At 66.5% G+C, this 17327-nt stretch carries 15 protein-coding genes and 1 pseudogene; 12 read left to right on the top strand and 4 right to left on the bottom strand.

Features of this window, described 5'->3' with window-relative positions; all coding sequences use genetic code 11:
* Window positions 1–2 precede the first annotated feature (2 nt).
* Window positions 3–1109 carry a GTP pyrophosphokinase family protein gene (locus B1A87_RS17915; RefSeq protein WP_078028637.1) on the bottom strand — a complete coding sequence of 369 codons (1107 nt, stop codon included), beginning with the start codon at window positions 1107–1109 and terminating at the stop codon, window positions 3–5.
* 146 nt (window positions 1110–1255) lie between these two features.
* On the opposite strand from B1A87_RS17915, the gene B1A87_RS23135 reads away from it, so the two are divergent.
* Together B1A87_RS23135 and B1A87_RS17910 are read left to right on the top strand one after the other, a co-directional pair.
* A complete protein-coding gene (locus tag B1A87_RS23135) occupies window positions 1256–1399 on the top strand; it encodes a hypothetical protein (protein WP_185982358.1) in 144 nt (47 codons plus the stop codon).
* Window positions 1371–2198, top strand: coding sequence for an alpha/beta hydrolase (locus B1A87_RS17910; RefSeq protein ID WP_078028636.1), 828 nt, complete (start codon window positions 1371–1373; stop codon window positions 2196–2198). The genes B1A87_RS23135 and B1A87_RS17910 overlap by 29 nt, the downstream gene beginning before the upstream one ends.
* A gap of 103 nt (window positions 2199–2301) precedes the next feature.
* Here B1A87_RS17910 and B1A87_RS17905 read toward each other — a convergent pair whose 3' ends face one another.
* The gene (locus B1A87_RS17905; RefSeq protein ID WP_260680929.1) at window positions 2302–3816 is read right to left on the bottom strand and encodes a multicopper oxidase family protein; all 1515 of its coding nucleotides are present in this window, start codon (window positions 3814–3816) and stop codon (window positions 2302–2304) included.
* A 744-nt stretch (window positions 3817–4560) separates the two neighbouring features.
* On the opposite strand from B1A87_RS17905, the gene B1A87_RS17900 reads away from it, so the two are divergent.
* The 9 genes and pseudogenes from B1A87_RS17900 (at window position 4561) to B1A87_RS17860 (ending at window position 13969) form a co-directional block, all read left to right on the top strand.
* Window positions 4561–5655 carry a ferredoxin reductase gene (locus B1A87_RS17900; RefSeq protein WP_078028691.1) on the top strand — a complete coding sequence of 365 codons (1095 nt, stop codon included), beginning with the start codon at window positions 4561–4563 and terminating at the stop codon, window positions 5653–5655.
* 13 nt (window positions 5656–5668) lie between these two features.
* Complete coding sequence (locus B1A87_RS17895) at window positions 5669–6847, top strand: acyl-CoA desaturase (protein ID WP_078028634.1); 1179 nt, start codon at window positions 5669–5671, stop codon at window positions 6845–6847.
* Window positions 6848–6951: 104 nt separating this feature from the next.
* Window positions 6952–7923, top strand: a pseudogene (locus tag B1A87_RS17890) (carbohydrate kinase).
* Between the two features lie 9 nt (window positions 7924–7932).
* Complete coding sequence (locus tag B1A87_RS17885; RefSeq protein ID WP_078028633.1) at window positions 7933–8457, top strand: YbhB/YbcL family Raf kinase inhibitor-like protein; 525 nt, start codon at window positions 7933–7935, stop codon at window positions 8455–8457.
* Between the two features lie 147 nt (window positions 8458–8604).
* The gene (locus tag B1A87_RS17880; RefSeq protein ID WP_078028632.1) at window positions 8605–9516 is read left to right on the top strand and encodes a LysR family transcriptional regulator; all 912 of its coding nucleotides are present in this window, start codon (window positions 8605–8607) and stop codon (window positions 9514–9516) included.
* 117 nt (window positions 9517–9633) lie between these two features.
* On the top strand, window positions 9634–10731 hold the full coding sequence (locus tag B1A87_RS17875; RefSeq protein ID WP_078028631.1) for a tartrate dehydrogenase: 1098 nt from the start codon (window positions 9634–9636) through the stop codon (window positions 10729–10731).
* Window positions 10732–10872: 141 nt separating this feature from the next.
* On the top strand, window positions 10873–12345 hold the full coding sequence (dctA, locus tag B1A87_RS17870) for a C4-dicarboxylate transporter DctA (RefSeq protein ID WP_078028630.1): 1473 nt from the start codon (window positions 10873–10875) through the stop codon (window positions 12343–12345).
* 1 nt (window position 12346) lies between these two features.
* Window positions 12347–13507, top strand: a complete 1161-nt coding sequence (locus B1A87_RS17865) for a glycerate kinase (RefSeq protein WP_078028629.1) — start codon at window positions 12347–12349, stop codon at window positions 13505–13507.
* A 132-nt stretch (window positions 13508–13639) separates the two neighbouring features.
* Window positions 13640–13969, top strand: a complete 330-nt coding sequence (locus B1A87_RS17860; RefSeq protein ID WP_078028628.1) for a PepSY domain-containing protein — start codon at window positions 13640–13642, stop codon at window positions 13967–13969.
* A 79-nt stretch (window positions 13970–14048) separates the two neighbouring features.
* Here B1A87_RS17860 and B1A87_RS17855 read toward each other — a convergent pair whose 3' ends face one another.
* The gene (locus B1A87_RS17855) at window positions 14049–14501 is read right to left on the bottom strand and encodes a hypothetical protein (RefSeq protein WP_139362844.1); all 453 of its coding nucleotides are present in this window, start codon (window positions 14499–14501) and stop codon (window positions 14049–14051) included.
* 282 nt (window positions 14502–14783) lie between these two features.
* Between B1A87_RS17855 and B1A87_RS17850 the strand changes: the two genes are divergently transcribed.
* Window positions 14784–15470 (top strand): response regulator transcription factor, encoded by a 687-nt coding sequence (locus tag B1A87_RS17850; protein ID WP_078028626.1) that lies wholly within the window; start codon window positions 14784–14786, stop codon window positions 15468–15470.
* 11 nt (window positions 15471–15481) lie between these two features.
* On the opposite strand, the gene B1A87_RS17845 is transcribed toward B1A87_RS17850, so the two are convergent.
* On the bottom strand, window positions 15482–16999 hold the full coding sequence (locus B1A87_RS17845) for a cell wall metabolism sensor histidine kinase WalK (protein WP_078028625.1): 1518 nt from the start codon (window positions 16997–16999) through the stop codon (window positions 15482–15484).
* Between the last annotated feature and the right edge of the window lie 328 nt (window positions 17000–17327).

Below are 17327 nucleotides of genomic sequence, written 5' to 3'. Positions count from 1 at the left end.
CCCTATTTCTTGGTCTGGCGGTAGCGCTCGATCTGCTTCAGCCGCCGCTGGAGGCTGTCGCGCCGGGGGTGCGGAACGGCGTCGGGCGCCTCGGCTGTGAGGTCAATGTGCTTGGTGCCGTACTGCCAGAGGAGGAGGTCGTCCAGCAGCCGGTCCGGGCCGGGGGAGTAGCGGTGGTCCAGGGCCTTGCGGACCTCGGTGATCCGGTTGGCGCTGAGCAGGCCGGCGAGCTGCACGGTCTGGTTGAGGCCGTGGGCTGCCATGAGCTCGGCGGCCCATCCCCAGTCGTCATCTACTTTACGGTCCACGTGCGGAAGCAGCGTGCGCCAGACGTCGCGGATGCGGTTGGGCGTGAGCTGCGCCGAGCCCTCGCCGTCCATGTCCCAGTAGCCGCGGACCTCCTCGTAGCGTTCATGAAGGTCGGCGAATGCGGTCTCCACCGTTTCGAGCATGGCGGCGGTGGCGGTGAACTGGCGGTCGAAGTGCGGGGTCCAGGCCCGCGGGTCCTCGGCCTTGAACCGGATGTCATGCTCTATTTCGCTCCACGCATGCGCAAACACGGTGCGGATCTGGCATTCGAAGAAGTAGCTGCCGTTGGGCTGCGCCTCCGGGTTGAAGACCTGCTGGTAGTCCTTGACGGCCTCGTTCTGGATGGTCCGCAGGATGAGGTGGCGGCTGGAGTAGCCGTACGTCCCGGACTCGATGGAGCCGATGTCCTTCTCACGGTCGCCGCGGCAGTCGAAGAGTTGCCGCTGGCGCTTGATGAGGTTGGCCACGGCGGCGTTTTCGGCCGGCAGCTTGGTGATGACGCGGACGCCCACCATGTCGTTGAGGGTGCGGAACGGATCGGGGAACTTCAGCGCCCGTGGGTCGCCCGGTTCCAGCGGCTCTTCGGTGCGGGAGATTTTCTCCCGGAAGGACTCCACGGACTTGGTGCGGCCGGTGACGAACAGCGGCGTGACTTCGGTGTCCTTGAGCATTGTCCGGAGGGTCTGCAGGACCTCGCGGGTGACCAGCTTCAGGGCAGGCCGGACTCGCTCGTAGAGCTCTACGTTTTCCTGCACGGAGTCGCGCTGACTGACGTCCAGGCGATCCCAGTTGCTTGCCATGGTTCCAAACTATCAAGGGGGTGCGACGCCGGCGGGGGTGACACCCCCGCCGCCAGCCGCCGTCGTCATTCCTGAAACCTGGCCGCCTGCCCCGTCGCGGCGGTGGCTTCCGCCCGGCGGGACCGGCTCCCCTGTAGGCTCGGCACATGGCTGATGTGCGCCGTCGTGCCCTGCTGTCCAATGGACTGCCGGGCGCTGCGGCAGTGGTGAACCTGGCGGCGCTGGACGCCGTCCTGTTCACCGGGACCCAAGGAGGATGCAGTGAAGCGGCAGAAGTACCAGTACGGTGACCACCCCAGCCAATGGGGCGAGCTCTTTCTGCCGGAACCGCCGCCAGCATCCCAGTCCCGGAGCAAGCACACGGTGACCCGAGGCGTGGTGGTGGTCATCCACGGCGGCTACTGGCGCTCGCAGTACGGCGCGGAACTGGGAGAGCCGCTGGCCAAGGACCTCGCCGCGCACGGGATGGCCGCCTGGAACCTTGAATACCGGCGGGCAGGCAACGGCGGCGGCTGGCCGCACACCTTCGAAGACGTCCTCGCCGGGATCGACAAGCTCCGCGAAATAGCCGAAGAACACGGCCTGGATATTTCCCGTGTGGTGGCGCTGGGACACTCCGCCGGCGGCCACCTCGCCGTCTGGGCAGCCGGCCGGGACCGGCTCGCAGGGCTCGGGGCGCCGGACGCGGACCGGCAGGTCCTGCGGAACCTCAACGGCGAAGCGGTGCACCTGACGGGCGTGGTCAGCCAGTCCGGGCTTCTTAACCTGGCCCAGGCCGACTGGCTCGATCTCAGCAACGGCGCGGTGAGCAACCTCATGGGCGGCTCGTCCGGCAAGTACCCCAAGCGGCACAAGTACGCCGATCCCATGAGCGCCGTCCCGCTCGACGTTCCCGTCTATGCGGTCCACGGCCTTGAGGACGACACCGTACCCATGAGCCAGTCGGAAGCCTATGTGGCGGCCGCCCGGGCCGCAGGGGCGCCGGTGCAGGTGGTCAAGGTTCCGGGTGACCACTTCGCGCTGATCGACCCGAAGGCCTCGTCCTACCGGAAATGCCGCGAGCTGGTGCAGGAGCTGCTGGGGCTCTAGGGGAGGGCGGCTGGCGTGAAACGCCTGCCGGCCGCCCCCGCACCCCTGACGCGCTCCAAGGTTCCCTCTCACGTGGGAGACGGGAGTGGGGCAGTCCCGCTGCTCACGTTCCGGCCGGAAACGCCGGCCGGTAAACCGGTGGGAAAGCGTTCACGGGCAAGGAGTCGCGGATTGGCGGGTCAGAGGTGATGGGGTTGTTGGTCCGCAGGTCGCCCACTGAATACTGCACCATCATGTCGTGGTCCTCGTGCACCAGGTTGTGGCAGTGGATCATGTACCGCCCTCCCTCCCGCGGTCCGACGTCGAACTGCATCAGCGTGGTGATGGACTCGTTCTCACCGGCGTAGAAGACGTCCTTGGGCCCGCCCTCCCAAGCGAACGGTTTGCCGCCGTTGGTGTTGCGGGCGATGATTTTGGCGTCGGTCAGGTGGACGTGCACCGGGTGGAACCAGCCCCCGGACTCGTTGATGATGGTCCACTGCTCGACAGCCATTGGTTGGGGGTTGCCGAAGAGCTTGGTGAACCCGGACCTTTCTATGTCGTCCCAAATGACCCCGTTGATAGTCCACTGGCCGTGCTGGCGCATGAACTTGAGCTGCCGCTTCACCACGGCCATCTCCGGGGTCAGTTTCATCGTGGGGATACCGCCCCGGGACGCGGTGGGCGATCCGCCGTCGTCCAGTCGCGCGGGGATCGCGTCGATGGACCCCTTGCCGGAACCGGAGTCGGCCACCACCTGGAACCGCATGATCTTGTTGGTGTTGGCGAAGTCGAGGTTGTTCTTGTTGCTGAGGTTCCGCAGTTCCACGCTCTGGCCTGGCCTGTACTTGCGGAAGTCAATCAGGATTTCGTAGCGCTCCGCGGTGCCCTGCCGCCAGGACGACACGGCCTGCACCACCGGCGTCATACCCCCGTCGGTGCCGACAATGTACACGGGCTCTCCGTTGGACAGGGTGGGGCGGTAGGAGCGTGCAATCGAGGCGTCCAGCACCCGGAAACGATAGATGCGGGGCTTGACCTTCATCGTCGGCCACGGCACGCCGTTGACCATGATCACGTCACCCCACAGCCCCTTTTGGCCGTTGTCGTTGTACGCCAGAGAGCCATCGGCGTTGAACAATGCGTCCGACAGCATCAGCGGCACGTCGAACTCCCCCTGCGGCAGCTGCGCCAGGTCGAACCGGTCCGATAGCGGGTAGAACCCCGCCAGCCCCGAGTACACATTCTGGGCGGTGATGTGGTGCTTGTGGTCGTGGTACCAAAGCGTCCGCGCGGTCTGTCTGTTGGGATAGTGGTAATTCTTGACGTTGCCGGGAACGGTGATGTCGTTGGCATAGCCGTCGTACTGGGGCAGGGACGCCGAGCCGTGCAGGTGTGTGGACGTGCTGAAGGCGCCTGGCTGGAGAATGCCGAGCGGCGGGAAGGCGTTGCGAATCCGCACTTCGATCCGGGCGCCCTGTCGGGCCCGGATCGTGGGGCCTGGGAAGATGCCATTGTACCCGGCCACCGTGGTCGACAGACCGGGCAGGAACCGGGCCTGGCCGAGTTTCTGGGTGAGTGCGTAGCGTGCAAACGGCCGCTTCCGGTCGCCGCCATCGAAGCCCGTCTGGAAGGGCACCAGCTCCGGGGGCCGGCGGAATAGCGCCTGGAAAGGGATTGGCGTGTTCTTCGGTGCGAGCAGGCTCCCGGTAATGAGCGAAGAGGCCGGCGCCGCCCCACCAACACTCACCGCCACCCCGGTCAACGCTGCCGTGCCCGCCAAACCGAGCCTCAGAACTGCCCTGCGAGAAGACATGATTCCTCCAGATTGTGCGATCAGGTGGTGTTAAATGAAGCAGGCCCGCAGCCGATGGCCGCCGGCCTGCCAATCCCCCCTGAGGTGCAGAAACCTGAGGTACAACAACACCAGTGTTCGCTGGACAACTTCTGAAAACCTTGGAAGCTTGCCGGTATGGACTGCTATCCCACCCGAAATGGGGGCGTTAGTCGCCGAGCAGGCACCACGAGGTCCTGCAGGCAACGACCAGGCCCCGCCACCGGTGAGGCCTGGTCGTAGAGGGGTTGATGCTCGCGTACGCAAGAATGGGAACTCCACCGACCTCTGTTCGTTGCACAGTCATGGGGTAGGTAGTAAGGCCGCTGCCGGCTGAGTCCGGGCAGGGGCGCACCAGCCTTGCCCTCGGAGCTACCCGCTCGCCGTGACCATAAATGATAAGTACACTTACTGTCACAGTTGTTCCCGGTTGCTAGCGGCACCTGCATGGGGGAATGTAGTAGCTGGGGGTTGGGGTAGTTTTGTATATTACGATCACCGGCTTCACTAGGAGAAATATATGGGTGAATCCAACAGGTGGTGGACAACATGATTCGGCTTCGCAAATTGGCGCGCGCCGCGTCCGTTCTGACCACTCCGTTGGCGCCGGAGGATGTTCTTGCGCTTTTTAACCCTGTGTTCTCCGCCCGCCAGCTGCGCGGCGTGGTCACCAAGGTTGTTCCGGAAACTGCGGATTCGGCCACCATTTACTTCCACCCCGGCCGCGGCTGGAAGGCCCACAAGGCCGGCCAGTGGGCGCGGATCGGCGTGGAGCTGGACGGCGTGCGCCACTGGCGCTCGTACTCGCTCAGTGCCCCTGCCGGGCAGGATCCCGCCATCACGGTGAGTGACGTCGGCGCGGTTTCCGGCGTCCTGGTCCGGCAGACCAAGCCCGGGGACATCCTGTTCCTGGCGCCGCCGCAGGGCGACTTCGTCCTGCCGGAACACCCCCGCCCGCTGCTGATGCTCACTGCGGGCAGCGGCATCACGCCGGTCATGTCCATGGTCCGCACCCTGGTGCCGCACCGCCCGGACGCCGACGTCGTGCTCATCCACTCCGCCCGCACGCCGCAGGACAGCATCTTCCACGAGGAACTGTCCGAGCTCGCGGACCAGTTCCCCAACTTCCGCGTCACCCACTGGTACACCGGCGAACGCGGCCGGCTGGACTTCGGATCCAACGCCCAGCTGGAGGAGCTGTGCCCGGACTGGCGCCAGCGCGCCGCCTACGCCTGCGGCCCCGAGGAATTCCTCGACGACGCCGAGGCGCTTTGGTCCAGCGAAGCCGCCGCCCACGAGAAAGCAGCGCCGGGCCCGTTCGCCGCGGACCCCATCAGCCTGATCATCGAACGCTTCAACACCAGCCTGGTGGGCGGGGCGGGGCACGACGGCGGCCTGGTCACCTTTGAGGCGTCCGACCGCGAGGTTGAGGCCGACGGCGGCACGCCGCTGCTCGACGTCGGCGAAGACGCGGGAGTCCTGATGCCCAGCGGCTGCCGCATGGGTATCTGCCACAGCTGCCTGTTACCGCTGCGGGCCGGCCAGGTGCGCGACCTGCGCACCGGCGAAGTCCACGGCGAACCGGGCCAACTAATCCAGACGTGTGTTTCGGCAGCCGCCGGGCCCGTTAACCTCGACATCTGAGGAGCTACACCGTATGACTGCAATATCTGACCGCACAGCCGCGAAATCGACGTCGATCAACGGGACGGCGGCAAAGCACCGCCCCGGTGCGCTGGCCTCCTCCGGCAGCCCTCTGGTGCGTCCTCCGGCTGCGGCGCACCTTACCGATGAGCAGGTTGCCGAGATGGGCCGTGAACTGGACGCCATCCGGGACGACATCCTGGCCAAGCGCGGGGCGTCCGACGCCGCGTACATCCGGCGCGTCATCAAGGTCCAGCGCGGCCTCGAGATTTCCGGCCGCGCCGCGCTGCTGATGGGCCGCAACAAGGCCGCCTGGGTCACGGGCACCACTCTGCTGAGCCTCGCCAAGATTCTCGAAAACATGGAAATCGGGCACAACATCCTGCACGGCCAGTGGGACTGGATGCGGGACCCGGACATCCACTCCACCACCTGGGAATGGGACTTCGTCACGCCGGCACGTTCCTGGCAGCACACCCACAACGACCTCCACCACCGCTGGACCAACGTGGTGGGCCGGGACAACGACGTTGGATACAACCTCCTGCGCATGGATGCCGACCAGCCGTGGAAGCCGCACAACTTGGGCAACCCGCTGTACAACGCCATCCTGGCGCCCATCTTCGAGTGGGGCATCGCCATCTACGACCTCGAGCTGGTGGACTACCAAGAGGGCAAGAAGTCCAAGGAGGCCATGAAGCGTGACCTCAAGGCCCTGGGCCGCAAGGTAGTCACCCAGTTCACCAAGGACTACGCCGCGACTCCGGCCGTCGCCATGCTGACCGGCTCGGGCAAGCAGGCGCTCTACGGCACGTTGACCGCCAATGCCGTCCGCAACGTCTGGGCCCATGCGGTGATCTTCTGCGGCCACTTCCCCGAAGGGGCAGACACGTTCACCGAGGAAATGGTGGAAGGCGAGACCCGCGGCGACTGGTACGTCCGGCAGATGATCGGCTCGGCCAACATCTCCGGCTCCAAGTTCATGCACCTCATGACCGGAAACCTGTCCCACCAGATCGAGCACCACCTCTTCCCCGACCTGCCGTCCAACCGGTACGGCGAGGTTGCCCCGAAGGTGCAGGAAATCTGCAAGCGCTACGGCCTGCCGTACACCACGGGTCCGCTGCTCAAGCAGGTCGGATCGTCCTGGGCCAAGGTCTTCAAGCTCGCGCTGCCGGGAAAGAAGTCCTAGCGAATTACCGCAGCGGGAGCGTGCAGCGGGCCGGAAGGTCCGCTGCACTGTTGCCTGCCCGGATCCACTGAGCGCCGGGCCGCGTTCTCTGGCAGAGTATGTCCATGCTCACAGTTATTGGCGAGGGCCTCGTTGACGTCGTCCAGCGCAGCTCCGGAATCGAAGCCCACGTCGGCGGCAGCCCGCTCAATGTCGCGGTGGGCCTCGCCCGCCTCGGCCACCCCGTGCAGTTCATCGGCCGCTATGGCCGCGACGCCTACGGCGAGTCGGTGGCCGCCCACCTGAAGGCCAGTTCGGTCATGCTCCCGCAGGCCCCGGACGGCCTGCCCACCAGCGTGGCCACCGCACTGGTGGACGACGACGGCGCCGCCACCTACACGTTCGACCTCGCCTGGGAGCTTCCCGGCCTCGCCGAACGGCTGCCGTTCATGCTGCAGGGCACCACCCTGCTTCACACCGGCTCTATTGCCACGATGCTGGCGCCGGGCGCCGCTGACGTCCTGGCCGCCGTCGAACATTCCCACCCCTCCGCGACCATCAGCTTTGACCCCAACTGCCGCCCCAGCATCATCACGGATGCGGACTATGCCCGGCGCCAGGCGGAGAAGTTCGTGACTCTTTCGGACGTCGTCAAGGCGTCCGACGAGGACCTCGCCTGGCTCTACCCGGGCGTCGACGTGCTGGACTCGGCGCGGCGCTGGCTGTCGCTGGGCGGCGCCGAAGGCCCAGCCATGGTGGTGGTGACCCGCGGAGCGGCCGGCCCGTGGGGCATCACGGCGGCGGGGGAGACCGAATTCGCCGCGCCCCGGGTGGAAGTGGCGGACACCGTGGGTGCCGGCGACTCCTTCATGGCCGCGCTGCTGTCCGGCGTGGTGGACCGCGGGCTGGCCGGAGCCCAGAACCTGTCTCTTATACACATCTGATGTGTATAAGAGACAGGCCTCGCCGCCCTCCTGGCGCACGCCTCCCGCGCCGCCGCCGTGACAGTGTCCCGCGCCGGTGCCAATCCGCCCACGCGTGCCGAACTCAACCGCGTCGAAGCAGCAGCAGAGGAAGCCGAAGTCACCACCATCTGAAAGGCCGCCATGACATCCGCCAGTCCCTTTCCCAACCTCCCGGACGTACCGTCGTTCGAGCTCACCAGCCGCTCGTTCCAGGACGGTGAGACCCTGCATCCCGCGCAGCGCAGCGGCAGGATGCACGCCGGCGGCGCGGACGAGTCCCCGCAGCTGAGCTGGAGCGGCGCGCCGGCGGGCACCGCAAGCTTCGCCGTCACGGTCTTTGATCCCGACGCCCCCGGCGCCGGGGGGTTCTGGCACTGGGCTGTGCTCAACATCCCGGCCGATGTCACGTCGCTGCCGGAGGGAGCCGGAGCCGAGGCAGGCCCGCAGCTCCCGCCCAGCGCCGTACAGCTGAAGAACGACGCCGGCTTCCACGGATATCTGGGCGCCGCCCCGCCGCCCGGGCACGGCCGGCACCGGTACGTCGTCACCGTCTATGCCCTGGACGTCGGGGAACTGAAGACCGGGACCAAGCCCGCGGGTCTCGGAACCGAGCTCGCCAAGCACCTGCTGGGCACGGCCACGCTGACGGGAATCTACAGCCGCTAAGCCGCTGATCGATTCCACTCCGCTTATCGAGCTTGTCGAGATCGAGATTTCAGCAGGCCCAACCACCGCCGGGCATTCGATAGGCGTAGGCTATCTATGCTTCCGCGGCGACGGGAGCCCGGGATCGGAAGCGGTGACGAAGCTGGCATGGACACACGGAAGCTGAAGTATTTCCTGGCGGTGGTTGACCATGGCGGCTTCAACCGTGCCGCGGAACACCTGCTGATCGCCCAGCCCTCACTGTCCCAGACCATCGCCGGCCTGGAGAACGAGCTGGGCGTGCCGCTCTTCCACCGCATCGGCCGCCGCGTGGTGCTCAGCGAAGCCGGCAAGGAACTCGTCGGACCCGCGCGGCTGGTGATGCGCGATCTCGATGCGGCACAGTCGGCGGTCCAGGCTCTTCGGGGCGTCCGCAGCGGCAGGCTGGACATCATCACCATGCCGTCCCCGGGCATTGAGCCGTTGACGTCCATGATCGCCGGCTTCATCCGGGCCCACCCGTCGGTCCGGCTCAATGTCAGCGCCGCGTTCACCCCGGAAGAGGTGATCGAATCGGTCCGCAGCGGAAGCACCGAGATCGGCCTGGCCGGCTCGTCCAGCGCCATCAAGGTTCCCGGCGTCCAGGTGATCAACCTCGAGCGGCAGCCGCTGATCCTCATCGTCAATCCCCACGCGGACACCTTCGGCCCCGGGGCGGCAATCCAGCGTGAGGACCTTGGCGGGCACCGGCTGATCGCCAGCCAGCGCGGCTCGCTGATGCGTTGGCTGGTGGATGACGCCCTGGCCCACGGCGTTGACACTGAGATCGTGGTCGAGGTGGCCCACCGGACCTCCATCCTGCCGCTGGTGCTTGCCGGTGTGGGCCACGCGGTGATGCCGTCCTCCTGGGCCCCGACTGCCCACAAGGCAGGGCTGCGCACACTGCTGATTGAACCGGTATCGCACCTCGATGTGGCCATCCTGAGCAGGAAGGAAGACCTGACGCCTGCGGCCCGGGCATTCCTGGCAATCGCGGAGCTCCACGCCGTCCAGGACGAGACGCACGCCGCGAACCAATAGGCTCAACCTATTTACCGTATCGAATCTTGGTCTTGGACGCCGTTCGGGGTCATGCCCTCTACTTGAAGAGGAAGGGCAGTGTGACGCTGCTAACAGACTCAACGAGGAGGTAGGCACATGAGCGCCACCCAGATATTCACCATCGCTTCAATCCCCGCAGACGGCGTCGGCAAAGAGGTCGTCTCCGCAGGCCGCCGGGTCCTGGACGCCCTGGCCGAGAACTCCGGCGGCAAGTTTTCCTTCGAGTGGACCGAGTTCCCCTGGGGCTGCGGGTACTTCGAAAAGACCGGCCAGATGATGGACCCCAAGGGCCTGGAGACCCTGAAGGACTTCGACGCCATCTACTTCGGCGCCGTCGGCTGGGAAAACGTCCCGGACCACATCAGCCTCTGGGGCCTGCGCCTGAACATCACCCAGAACTTCGACCAGTGGGCCAACATCCGCCCGGTGAAGTTCCTCCCCGGCATCCAGTCGCCGCTCCGCAAGGCCGACCACACCGAGCTCGACTGGGTGGTTGTCCGCGAAAACAGCGAAGGCGAATACGCCGGCCTCGGCGGACGGAACCTCAGCGGCCGCGGCCCGGGCAACGAGGTCGCCCTGCAGACCGCGTTGTTCACCGAGAAGGGCTGCGAACGCATCATGCGCTTCGCCTTCGACCTCGCCCGGACCCGCACGGTGAAGAAGGTCTCCTCCGTGACCAAGTCCAACGCCCAGCAGTACGGCATGGTCCTCTGGGACGAAACCTTCCAGCGCGTGGCCCTGGACTACCCGGACGTGGCAACCGAAAGCGTCCTGGTCGACGCGATGAGCGCGAAGTTCATCCTCAAGCCGGAGGACCTGTCCGTCGTCGTGGCATCGAACCTGAACGCAGACATCCTTTCGGACCTCGGCTCGGCCCTGGCCGGAAGCCTCGGCCTGGCAGCCAGCGCGAACCTCAACCCGGAGCGCCGCTTCCCGTCCATGTTCGAACCGGTCCACGGCTCCGCTCCGGACATCGCCGGCAAGGGCATCAGCAACCCGATCGGTGCGATCGCCAGCGCCGCACTGATGCTGGACCACTTCGGCTTGCACAAGGAAGCCCGCCTGGTCGAGGCCGCGATCGAGCAGACCACCGCAGCCGGGTACCTGACCCGCGACGTCGGCGGCGAAGCCAACACCGACGACGTCGCCGACGCCATCATCAACGCCCTGAGCCACACCCTGGCCGCCGTCTAACCAGAACACCGGACCAGCCGACAAACCGGCGGTCAGTACAAGCCCGGAGTGGGCGGCGGTGCCGCAAACCGCCGCCGCCCTTTCCGCCACTTTCATTCTTCAAAGCACCCTCCAGCGACATTCCACAACGAGGTAGGAATCATGGATCACATCACCACCGCCGGCACGGCAACGCCGGCACCCAAGACACGCTGGTACAAGCAGCTGTACTTCTGGGTACTGACCGCCATTCTCATCGGCATCCTGGTCGGCTGGCTCGCACCGACAGTCGGCATCGCCATGGAACCCATCGGCACCACCTTCGTCAGCTCGATGAAGATGCTCATCGGCCCGATCGTGTTCCTGACCATCGTCGGCGGCATCGCCAGCGTCGCGGACCTCAAAAAAGTTGGCATGACCGGCCTGAAGGCCCTGACCTACTTCCAGGTCGGCACCATCTTCGCCATGATCTTCGGCCTGGTCGCCATTAACATCTTCCGCCTCGGCGACGGCGTCAACGCGGACGCGGGTTCGATCAAGACCTCAGAGTCTGCCGCGAAGCTTATCGACGCCGGTGCCCACCAGGAATGGTGGCAGTTCCTGACCCACATCATTCCCAACAGCATCGTTGGCCCCTTCGTCGAAGGCGACATCCTCCAGATCATCTTCATCGCCGTCGTCTTTGGCATCGCCCTGAATGCCATGGGCAAGGTCGGCGCGCCCGTCCTGGACGGCGTGCAGCGCCTCACCGGAGTCATGTTCAAGATCCTGAGCTTCATCATGAAGGCCGCTCCCATCGGCGCCTTTGGCGCGATGGCGTTCGCCGTCGGCAAGTACGGCGTCTCCTCACTCACCAGCATGGGCGGGCTGATCGCACTCTTCTACGCCACCTCGATCCTCTTCGTCGTCGTGGTCCTCGGCTCCGTCATGGCGTTCCTGAAGCTGAACATCTTCACGATGATCCGGCACCTCAAAGAGGAATACATGCTCATCCTGGGCACGTCCACTGCCGAACCTGCCCTGCCGGGCCTGATGCGGAAGCTCGAACATGCCGGCGTGAAGAAGGAAACCGTCGGACTCGTCGTCCCCACCGGCTACAGCTTCAACCTCGACGGCGCCGCCATCTACCTCTCCCTTGCCGCCCTCTACATCGCCCAGGCCACCAACACGGACCTGACCATCGGCCAGCAGCTGGGCCTGCTCGCGGTCATGCTGCTCACCTCCAAGGGCGCAGCGGGCGTCGCCGGTGGCGGCTTCATCGCCCTGACCGCCACGCTCACCACCATCGGGACCATCCCGGCCGCCGGCATCATGCTCATCTTCGGCATCGACAAGTTCATGTCCGAGTGCCGGGCCCTGGTGAACTTCACGGGCAACGCCGTCGCCACGCTGTTCATCGCCTGGTGGGACCGGACCCTGGACGCGGACCGCGCCCGCCGCGTCTTCGCCGGCGAGACGGTTGAGCCGATGCCCAGCGAGGACCCGATCCACCTCGACGAGGTCACGGACATCGACGACGACCTGGCCGAATACGGCCACCACGCCCCCAAGGAAATCAGCCCAAAACATGACGGGGGCGCCGATGAAGCCGGACACTCCCGCCGCCGCGGTCCGGCCTACTCGGAAACCGTCTGACATGCACAGCACCACCGCCCCGAAAACCGTGCGGACCCTCATCGCGCCCGACAAGTTCAAAGGCAGCCTCACCGCCGGCGAGGTTGCGGCCGCCCTGGCCGCGGGGCTCCGCTCGGCAGCCGGTGCCGCCGGCACAGCCGGAGCGGTCCATTGCGAACTGCTTCCGCTGGCGGACGGAGGTGACGGCAGCGTCGATGCCGCCGTCGCCTCCGGCTTCACCCGGCGAAGCTACACGGTCGCCGGCCCCACGGGCCAGCACGTCCAGGCGGACATCGCGTTCGACGGCGAGACCGCCGTCGTCGAGGTCGCCAACACCTGCGGCCTCGGGCTCCTCCCGGACGGAAAGCTGGAACCGCTCAGCGCATCCAGCCGCGGCTTCGGCGAAGCCATCCTGTTCGCCCTCAGCCTGAAGCCGGCCAGGATCGTCATGGCCCTGGGCGGCAGCGCCAGCACCGACGGCGGCATGGGAATGCTCACAGCCCTGGGCTACAGCTTCCGCGACGCCGACGGCCGGCACCTCTACGGCAGCGGCAGGGCCCTCGCACTGATCGACTCCGTCCACCGGACCGGACTCCCCGAACTGGCGGACACGGAACTCATCGTCGCCAGCGACGTCCACAACCCGCTGCTCGGCGGCCAGGGGGCACCGGCGGTCTTCGGCCCGCAAAAAGGCGCCGAGCCGAAGGACATCGCAGCCCTCGACCAGGGCCTGGAGCACCTCGTCGCCAAGATGGCGGAGGCAGGGTTCGCCGACGCAACGGCGCTGGCGGGGCACGCCGGCGCCGGAAGCGCCGGGGGAATCGGCTACGCCTGCCTGCTCCTCGGCGCCAAACAGGTCTCCGGCGCGGACTACTTCCTGGACCTGCTCGGCTTCAACGCCCGCAAGGACAGCTGCGACGTGGTCATCACCGGCGAAGGCAGCATCGACGAACAGACGCTGTCCGGCAAGCTGCCGGCCGCCGTCGCCCGCCGGTCTGGCTCCCGCCCGATCATCGCCGTCGCCGGCCGTTCCCTGTTGCCCCGGGAGCGGTGGTCCGAAATGTCGCTGACGAGGGTGTACACCCTGGCCGAATACACCGACCAGGACTCGTCCAAGGACCCCGAACTCTCCGCCGCTCTGCTCCAACGGATCGGCAAAGACATCGGAACAAGCCTCCTGTAGCGGGACAGCCCACCCGCCGCAAGAACGAGATTCGCCCGCCCGGGGGTAGCCCGGGCGGGCGTTTCCTGTGGGGCGTTGTGGCGGTCCAAAATCGGTAGGACACTGGGGAAAACGATGTGAAAGGAGACTGTTGTGCGCAAGAGAACAGCATGGATCATCGGAGCAGCAGTGGCTGCGGCAGCCCTGGGCGGCGCAACGGTTGCGGCGGCGGCCGGAAGCCTGGTGGTTGACGACTTGACCTCCAACGGAGGTTCCCAGAGCACCCTGAGCCAGGCCGATCGCGACAAAGCTGTCGAGGCCGCGCTTGCCAAGGTGGGGCCGGGGACGGTGACCGATGTTGAGGGCGGCGGGGACCCGGGCTCTGCCTACGAAGTTGAGATCCGGCTGAACAGCGGCCCGGAAGTCGAAGTGAACCTCGGCCCGGACTTCCAGGTCCTGAACCAGGGCGCCGAGGACGACTGACCGCCGCCCGTCCGCTGATGGAGCCCGCCCGCTGATCGAGCCTGTCGAGATCGAGGTTCCGACAGGCGGAACACTCCCGCTAGCGCCGGCGCGCTGCCGTCAGGCCGGCGTCACTCCGACCGGCGCGCTTGGGGGTCTTCCAGTCCGGCAGAACGCTCAGGCCGTCATCGATGATGCGGGTAAGCGATCCCGCTGCAGCGTCCCGGCGGCGGCGGCGCAGCCATGCTGCGAGGTTGCGTTCCGAGGCGTCGGGCGCGTTGGTTGCGGGGTACCGGCCCGTTTGCCGCACCATTCCGACGAGCTCGTTCATACGTTCGACGCTTCGCCGGGTTGCCCTGGCAGGGTCTCCGTTGGCGGCGGCAAAGTGCTCCTCACGAAGCGCCGGATCGGCGGTCCGTGCCGCCGTCAGGTGGTAACCCACGGTCGATATGGGCGCCCCGGTCTGATCCGAGATTTGGCCGCGGCTGAGGCCGCGCCGGTACATCCGTACCCACTCCGGGTTGGGAACAAGATCCCATCGTATGTTTGCCACTGACTTTCACTTCCTCGGTCGGTTCTTCCGCTTGTCTTGAGGCGAGAAAGGGTTAGGGCGGCCTGTTCGTGCTCATCCACCGCCGGAAGCCCAGCGCGCGATAAATTACGGCCGCGGGTCTGGAGGTGGCGTACATGGTGGCATTCTTTCCTGTAGCGGATCACGAAGGTCTCATGCACAGGATGGTGCACCGGTCATGAGAGCAAGCTGAGAAGCCCGTGCCGTAGGGACAGACCGGCCCTCCGTCAGGGATACTTCGAGAATGAATGGGCGGGGGCAGGCGTGAGAATTCTGGTTGTCGAGGATGAAAAGCAGCTGGCCGATACGGTCCGCCGCGGGCTGGCCAACGAAGGATTCGTGGTGGACGTCGTTCATGACGGCATCAGCGGGGTCTGGGCTGCGACGGAGAAGCCCTACGACGTGATTCTGCTCGATCTGATGCTGCCGCTGCAGAATGGCTATGACGTACTGAAAGAAATCCGGGGCCGCAAAATCTGGACGCCCGTTCTGGTGCTGACGGCCAAGGACGGCGAGTACGACCAGACGGATGCCTTCGACCTCGGAGCCGATGACTACCTGACGAAGCCGTTCAGCTTCCTCGTCCTGGTCGCCAGGATCAGGGCGCTGGTGCGCCGCGGAGCGCCGGAGCGGCCTGTCGTCCTGGAGCTGGGATCTTTGAGCCTTGACACGGCAAGCCGCCAGGTGCGCCGGGGGGAGGCCGCGATTGCCTTGACCGCCAAGGAGTACGCTCTGCTGCACTTCCTGATGCGGCGGCCTGGCCAGGTGATTTCAAAGGGCGAGATCCTGGACAACGTGTGGGATGCCGCCTTTGACGGCGGAGATAACGTCGTCGAGGTCTACGTTGGATATCTCCGCCGGAAAATCGACGTCCCGTTCGGCGTGCAGAGCCTGATGACGGTGCGGGGGATGGGCTACCTGCTCACCGCCGACAAGGCCCCGGTGGGATAGCGCGGCGCTAGCTAGCGCGGGACTTTCTTCCCCGGGATTCTCGTCCCGGCGATTTTCGTCCCGGCCCCGGCCCCGGCCCCGGCCCCGGCCCCGGTCCCTGCCCCGGTCCCTGCCCCGGCCTCGTCGGCAGGCGCGGCGTGCGGGAAGACCATTTCAAAGCGGCAGCCCCCTCCTGGCGCTTCCGTTGTCCTGATCGACCCGTCGTGGGCTGCCATCACGGCGGCGGCGATGGCAAGGCCCAGACCACTGCCGCCCTGTTCACGGGACCGGCTCTCATCAAGCCGGACAAACCTCTCGAAGATCCGCTCCCGGTCCGGGGCCGGCACAGACGGCCCGTCGTCATCGATGGTCATGATGGCTTGGCTCTCGCCGTTGCGAATCTCGATGGTCACCACGGACTTGGCATGCCGGTCGGCATTGTCAAGGACGTTACGGACCACCTGGGCCAGCCTGCGCGCATCGCCGGTAATCCGGGCCGGTTCGAGGTGCGCCACAATCCGGTGCCGGCTTGTGGAACGCAGGCGGACCACCTCGTCGTTGAGGATGTCGTCCAAATCCACGTCGGACTTCTCCAGGCGCAGTCCTCCGTCGTTGGCCTTGGCAAGCGTGAGCAGATCTTCAACGAGGTACCGCATCCGTGCGGTCTCGCCGGCAAGGACCGACTTCATCTCCTCCCACGTGCGTCCGGAGGGGTCGGCGGCGGCAATTTCCACCCCGGCGCTGAGGGTGGCGAGGGGGCTGCGCAGTTCATGGCTGGCGTCCGAGACGAAGCGCCGCTGTTCCAGATCGGCTGCCTCAATCCGGTCCAGCATCGAGTTCATGGTCTGCGCCAGGGCCTGTATCTCGTCGGCCGTGGGCGGCACCTCCACCCGTCCGTCCAGGCGGCGGGCGCTGATCATGGCGACTTGGCCGCGGATTCTCTCCACCTGGCGCAGGGACCTGCCTACCAGCATCCAGACGGCGATCCCTACCAGCGCCAACAGCAGCGGAATGGCGCCGAGCACGAACCACGACACGGTGGCGACGGTGTTGGCCTCGACCTGGACTGTGGCTGCCACCACCACCGTATAGAGGGCGCCCTTGTCACGGACGCCGGTCGCCACAACCAGGAACTCGTCGTCGTTTCCGAGGCTGGGCAGTTCCGGCACACCCTGGATGAGCATTTGCCCGGCGCTTGGGCGCGAAGCGGTCAGGGGAGTTGCTGCCGCGGCAGGCACCGAGGAGGCGAGAACCGCCCCCTTCGGATCCAGGATCTGGACATACTGCCCGGTGTCCGCGCCAGACTCAATGAAGTGGCGTCCTTCATCCAGGCCCTGGCCGGAGATTTGGGCGGCGACCTCCGCGGCTTCGGCCCGGGCGGCGACCTCCGCGGCGGAGACGAGCGACGTCCGGAGCAGTATCAGCAGCGTCAGGCCGCCAATGAGGAGCGCCACGGCCACGACGAAGACAGCAGTGGCCGTTGCGCGTTTTCGCACACCCCAGAGCTTCCGGGGCAGGCCACGGCCGGCAAGCGTCCGGACAGCATCCATGCTCCAAGGATGCAACCGTCACCGGCCATATACAAAGTCCGGGCCCAGGTTTCTCAGCCTGTCCACAACAACTCTCAGTATTGGCTCAGCAGCGGCCACTGCGTCTCGCTGTTGTACCTCACGCGACGTCAGGAATTGGCGTCGCACGCATGACACAAGCAACGGGCTCGGGATGTCAGTGGAGCATCGGGGAGTTCGCCACGGCGGATGGTGTCACGCTCCGGTGGGCCGCACTGGTGGAGGAAGGCCTGGCGCACGTGAAGGCCGGCAGCTGCAGGGCCCGGGGTTTGGGCGGAGGGGGGCCCGGCGCCGCCGTATGGGGGTACGG

Origin of the sequence: Arthrobacter sp. KBS0703 (genome assembly GCF_002008315.2) — a bacterium.
GTDB lineage: Bacteria > Actinomycetota > Actinomycetes > Actinomycetales > Micrococcaceae > Arthrobacter.
The sequence above is the reverse complement of the archived record's forward strand: the minus strand, read 5'-3'. Positions and strand labels throughout refer to the sequence as shown.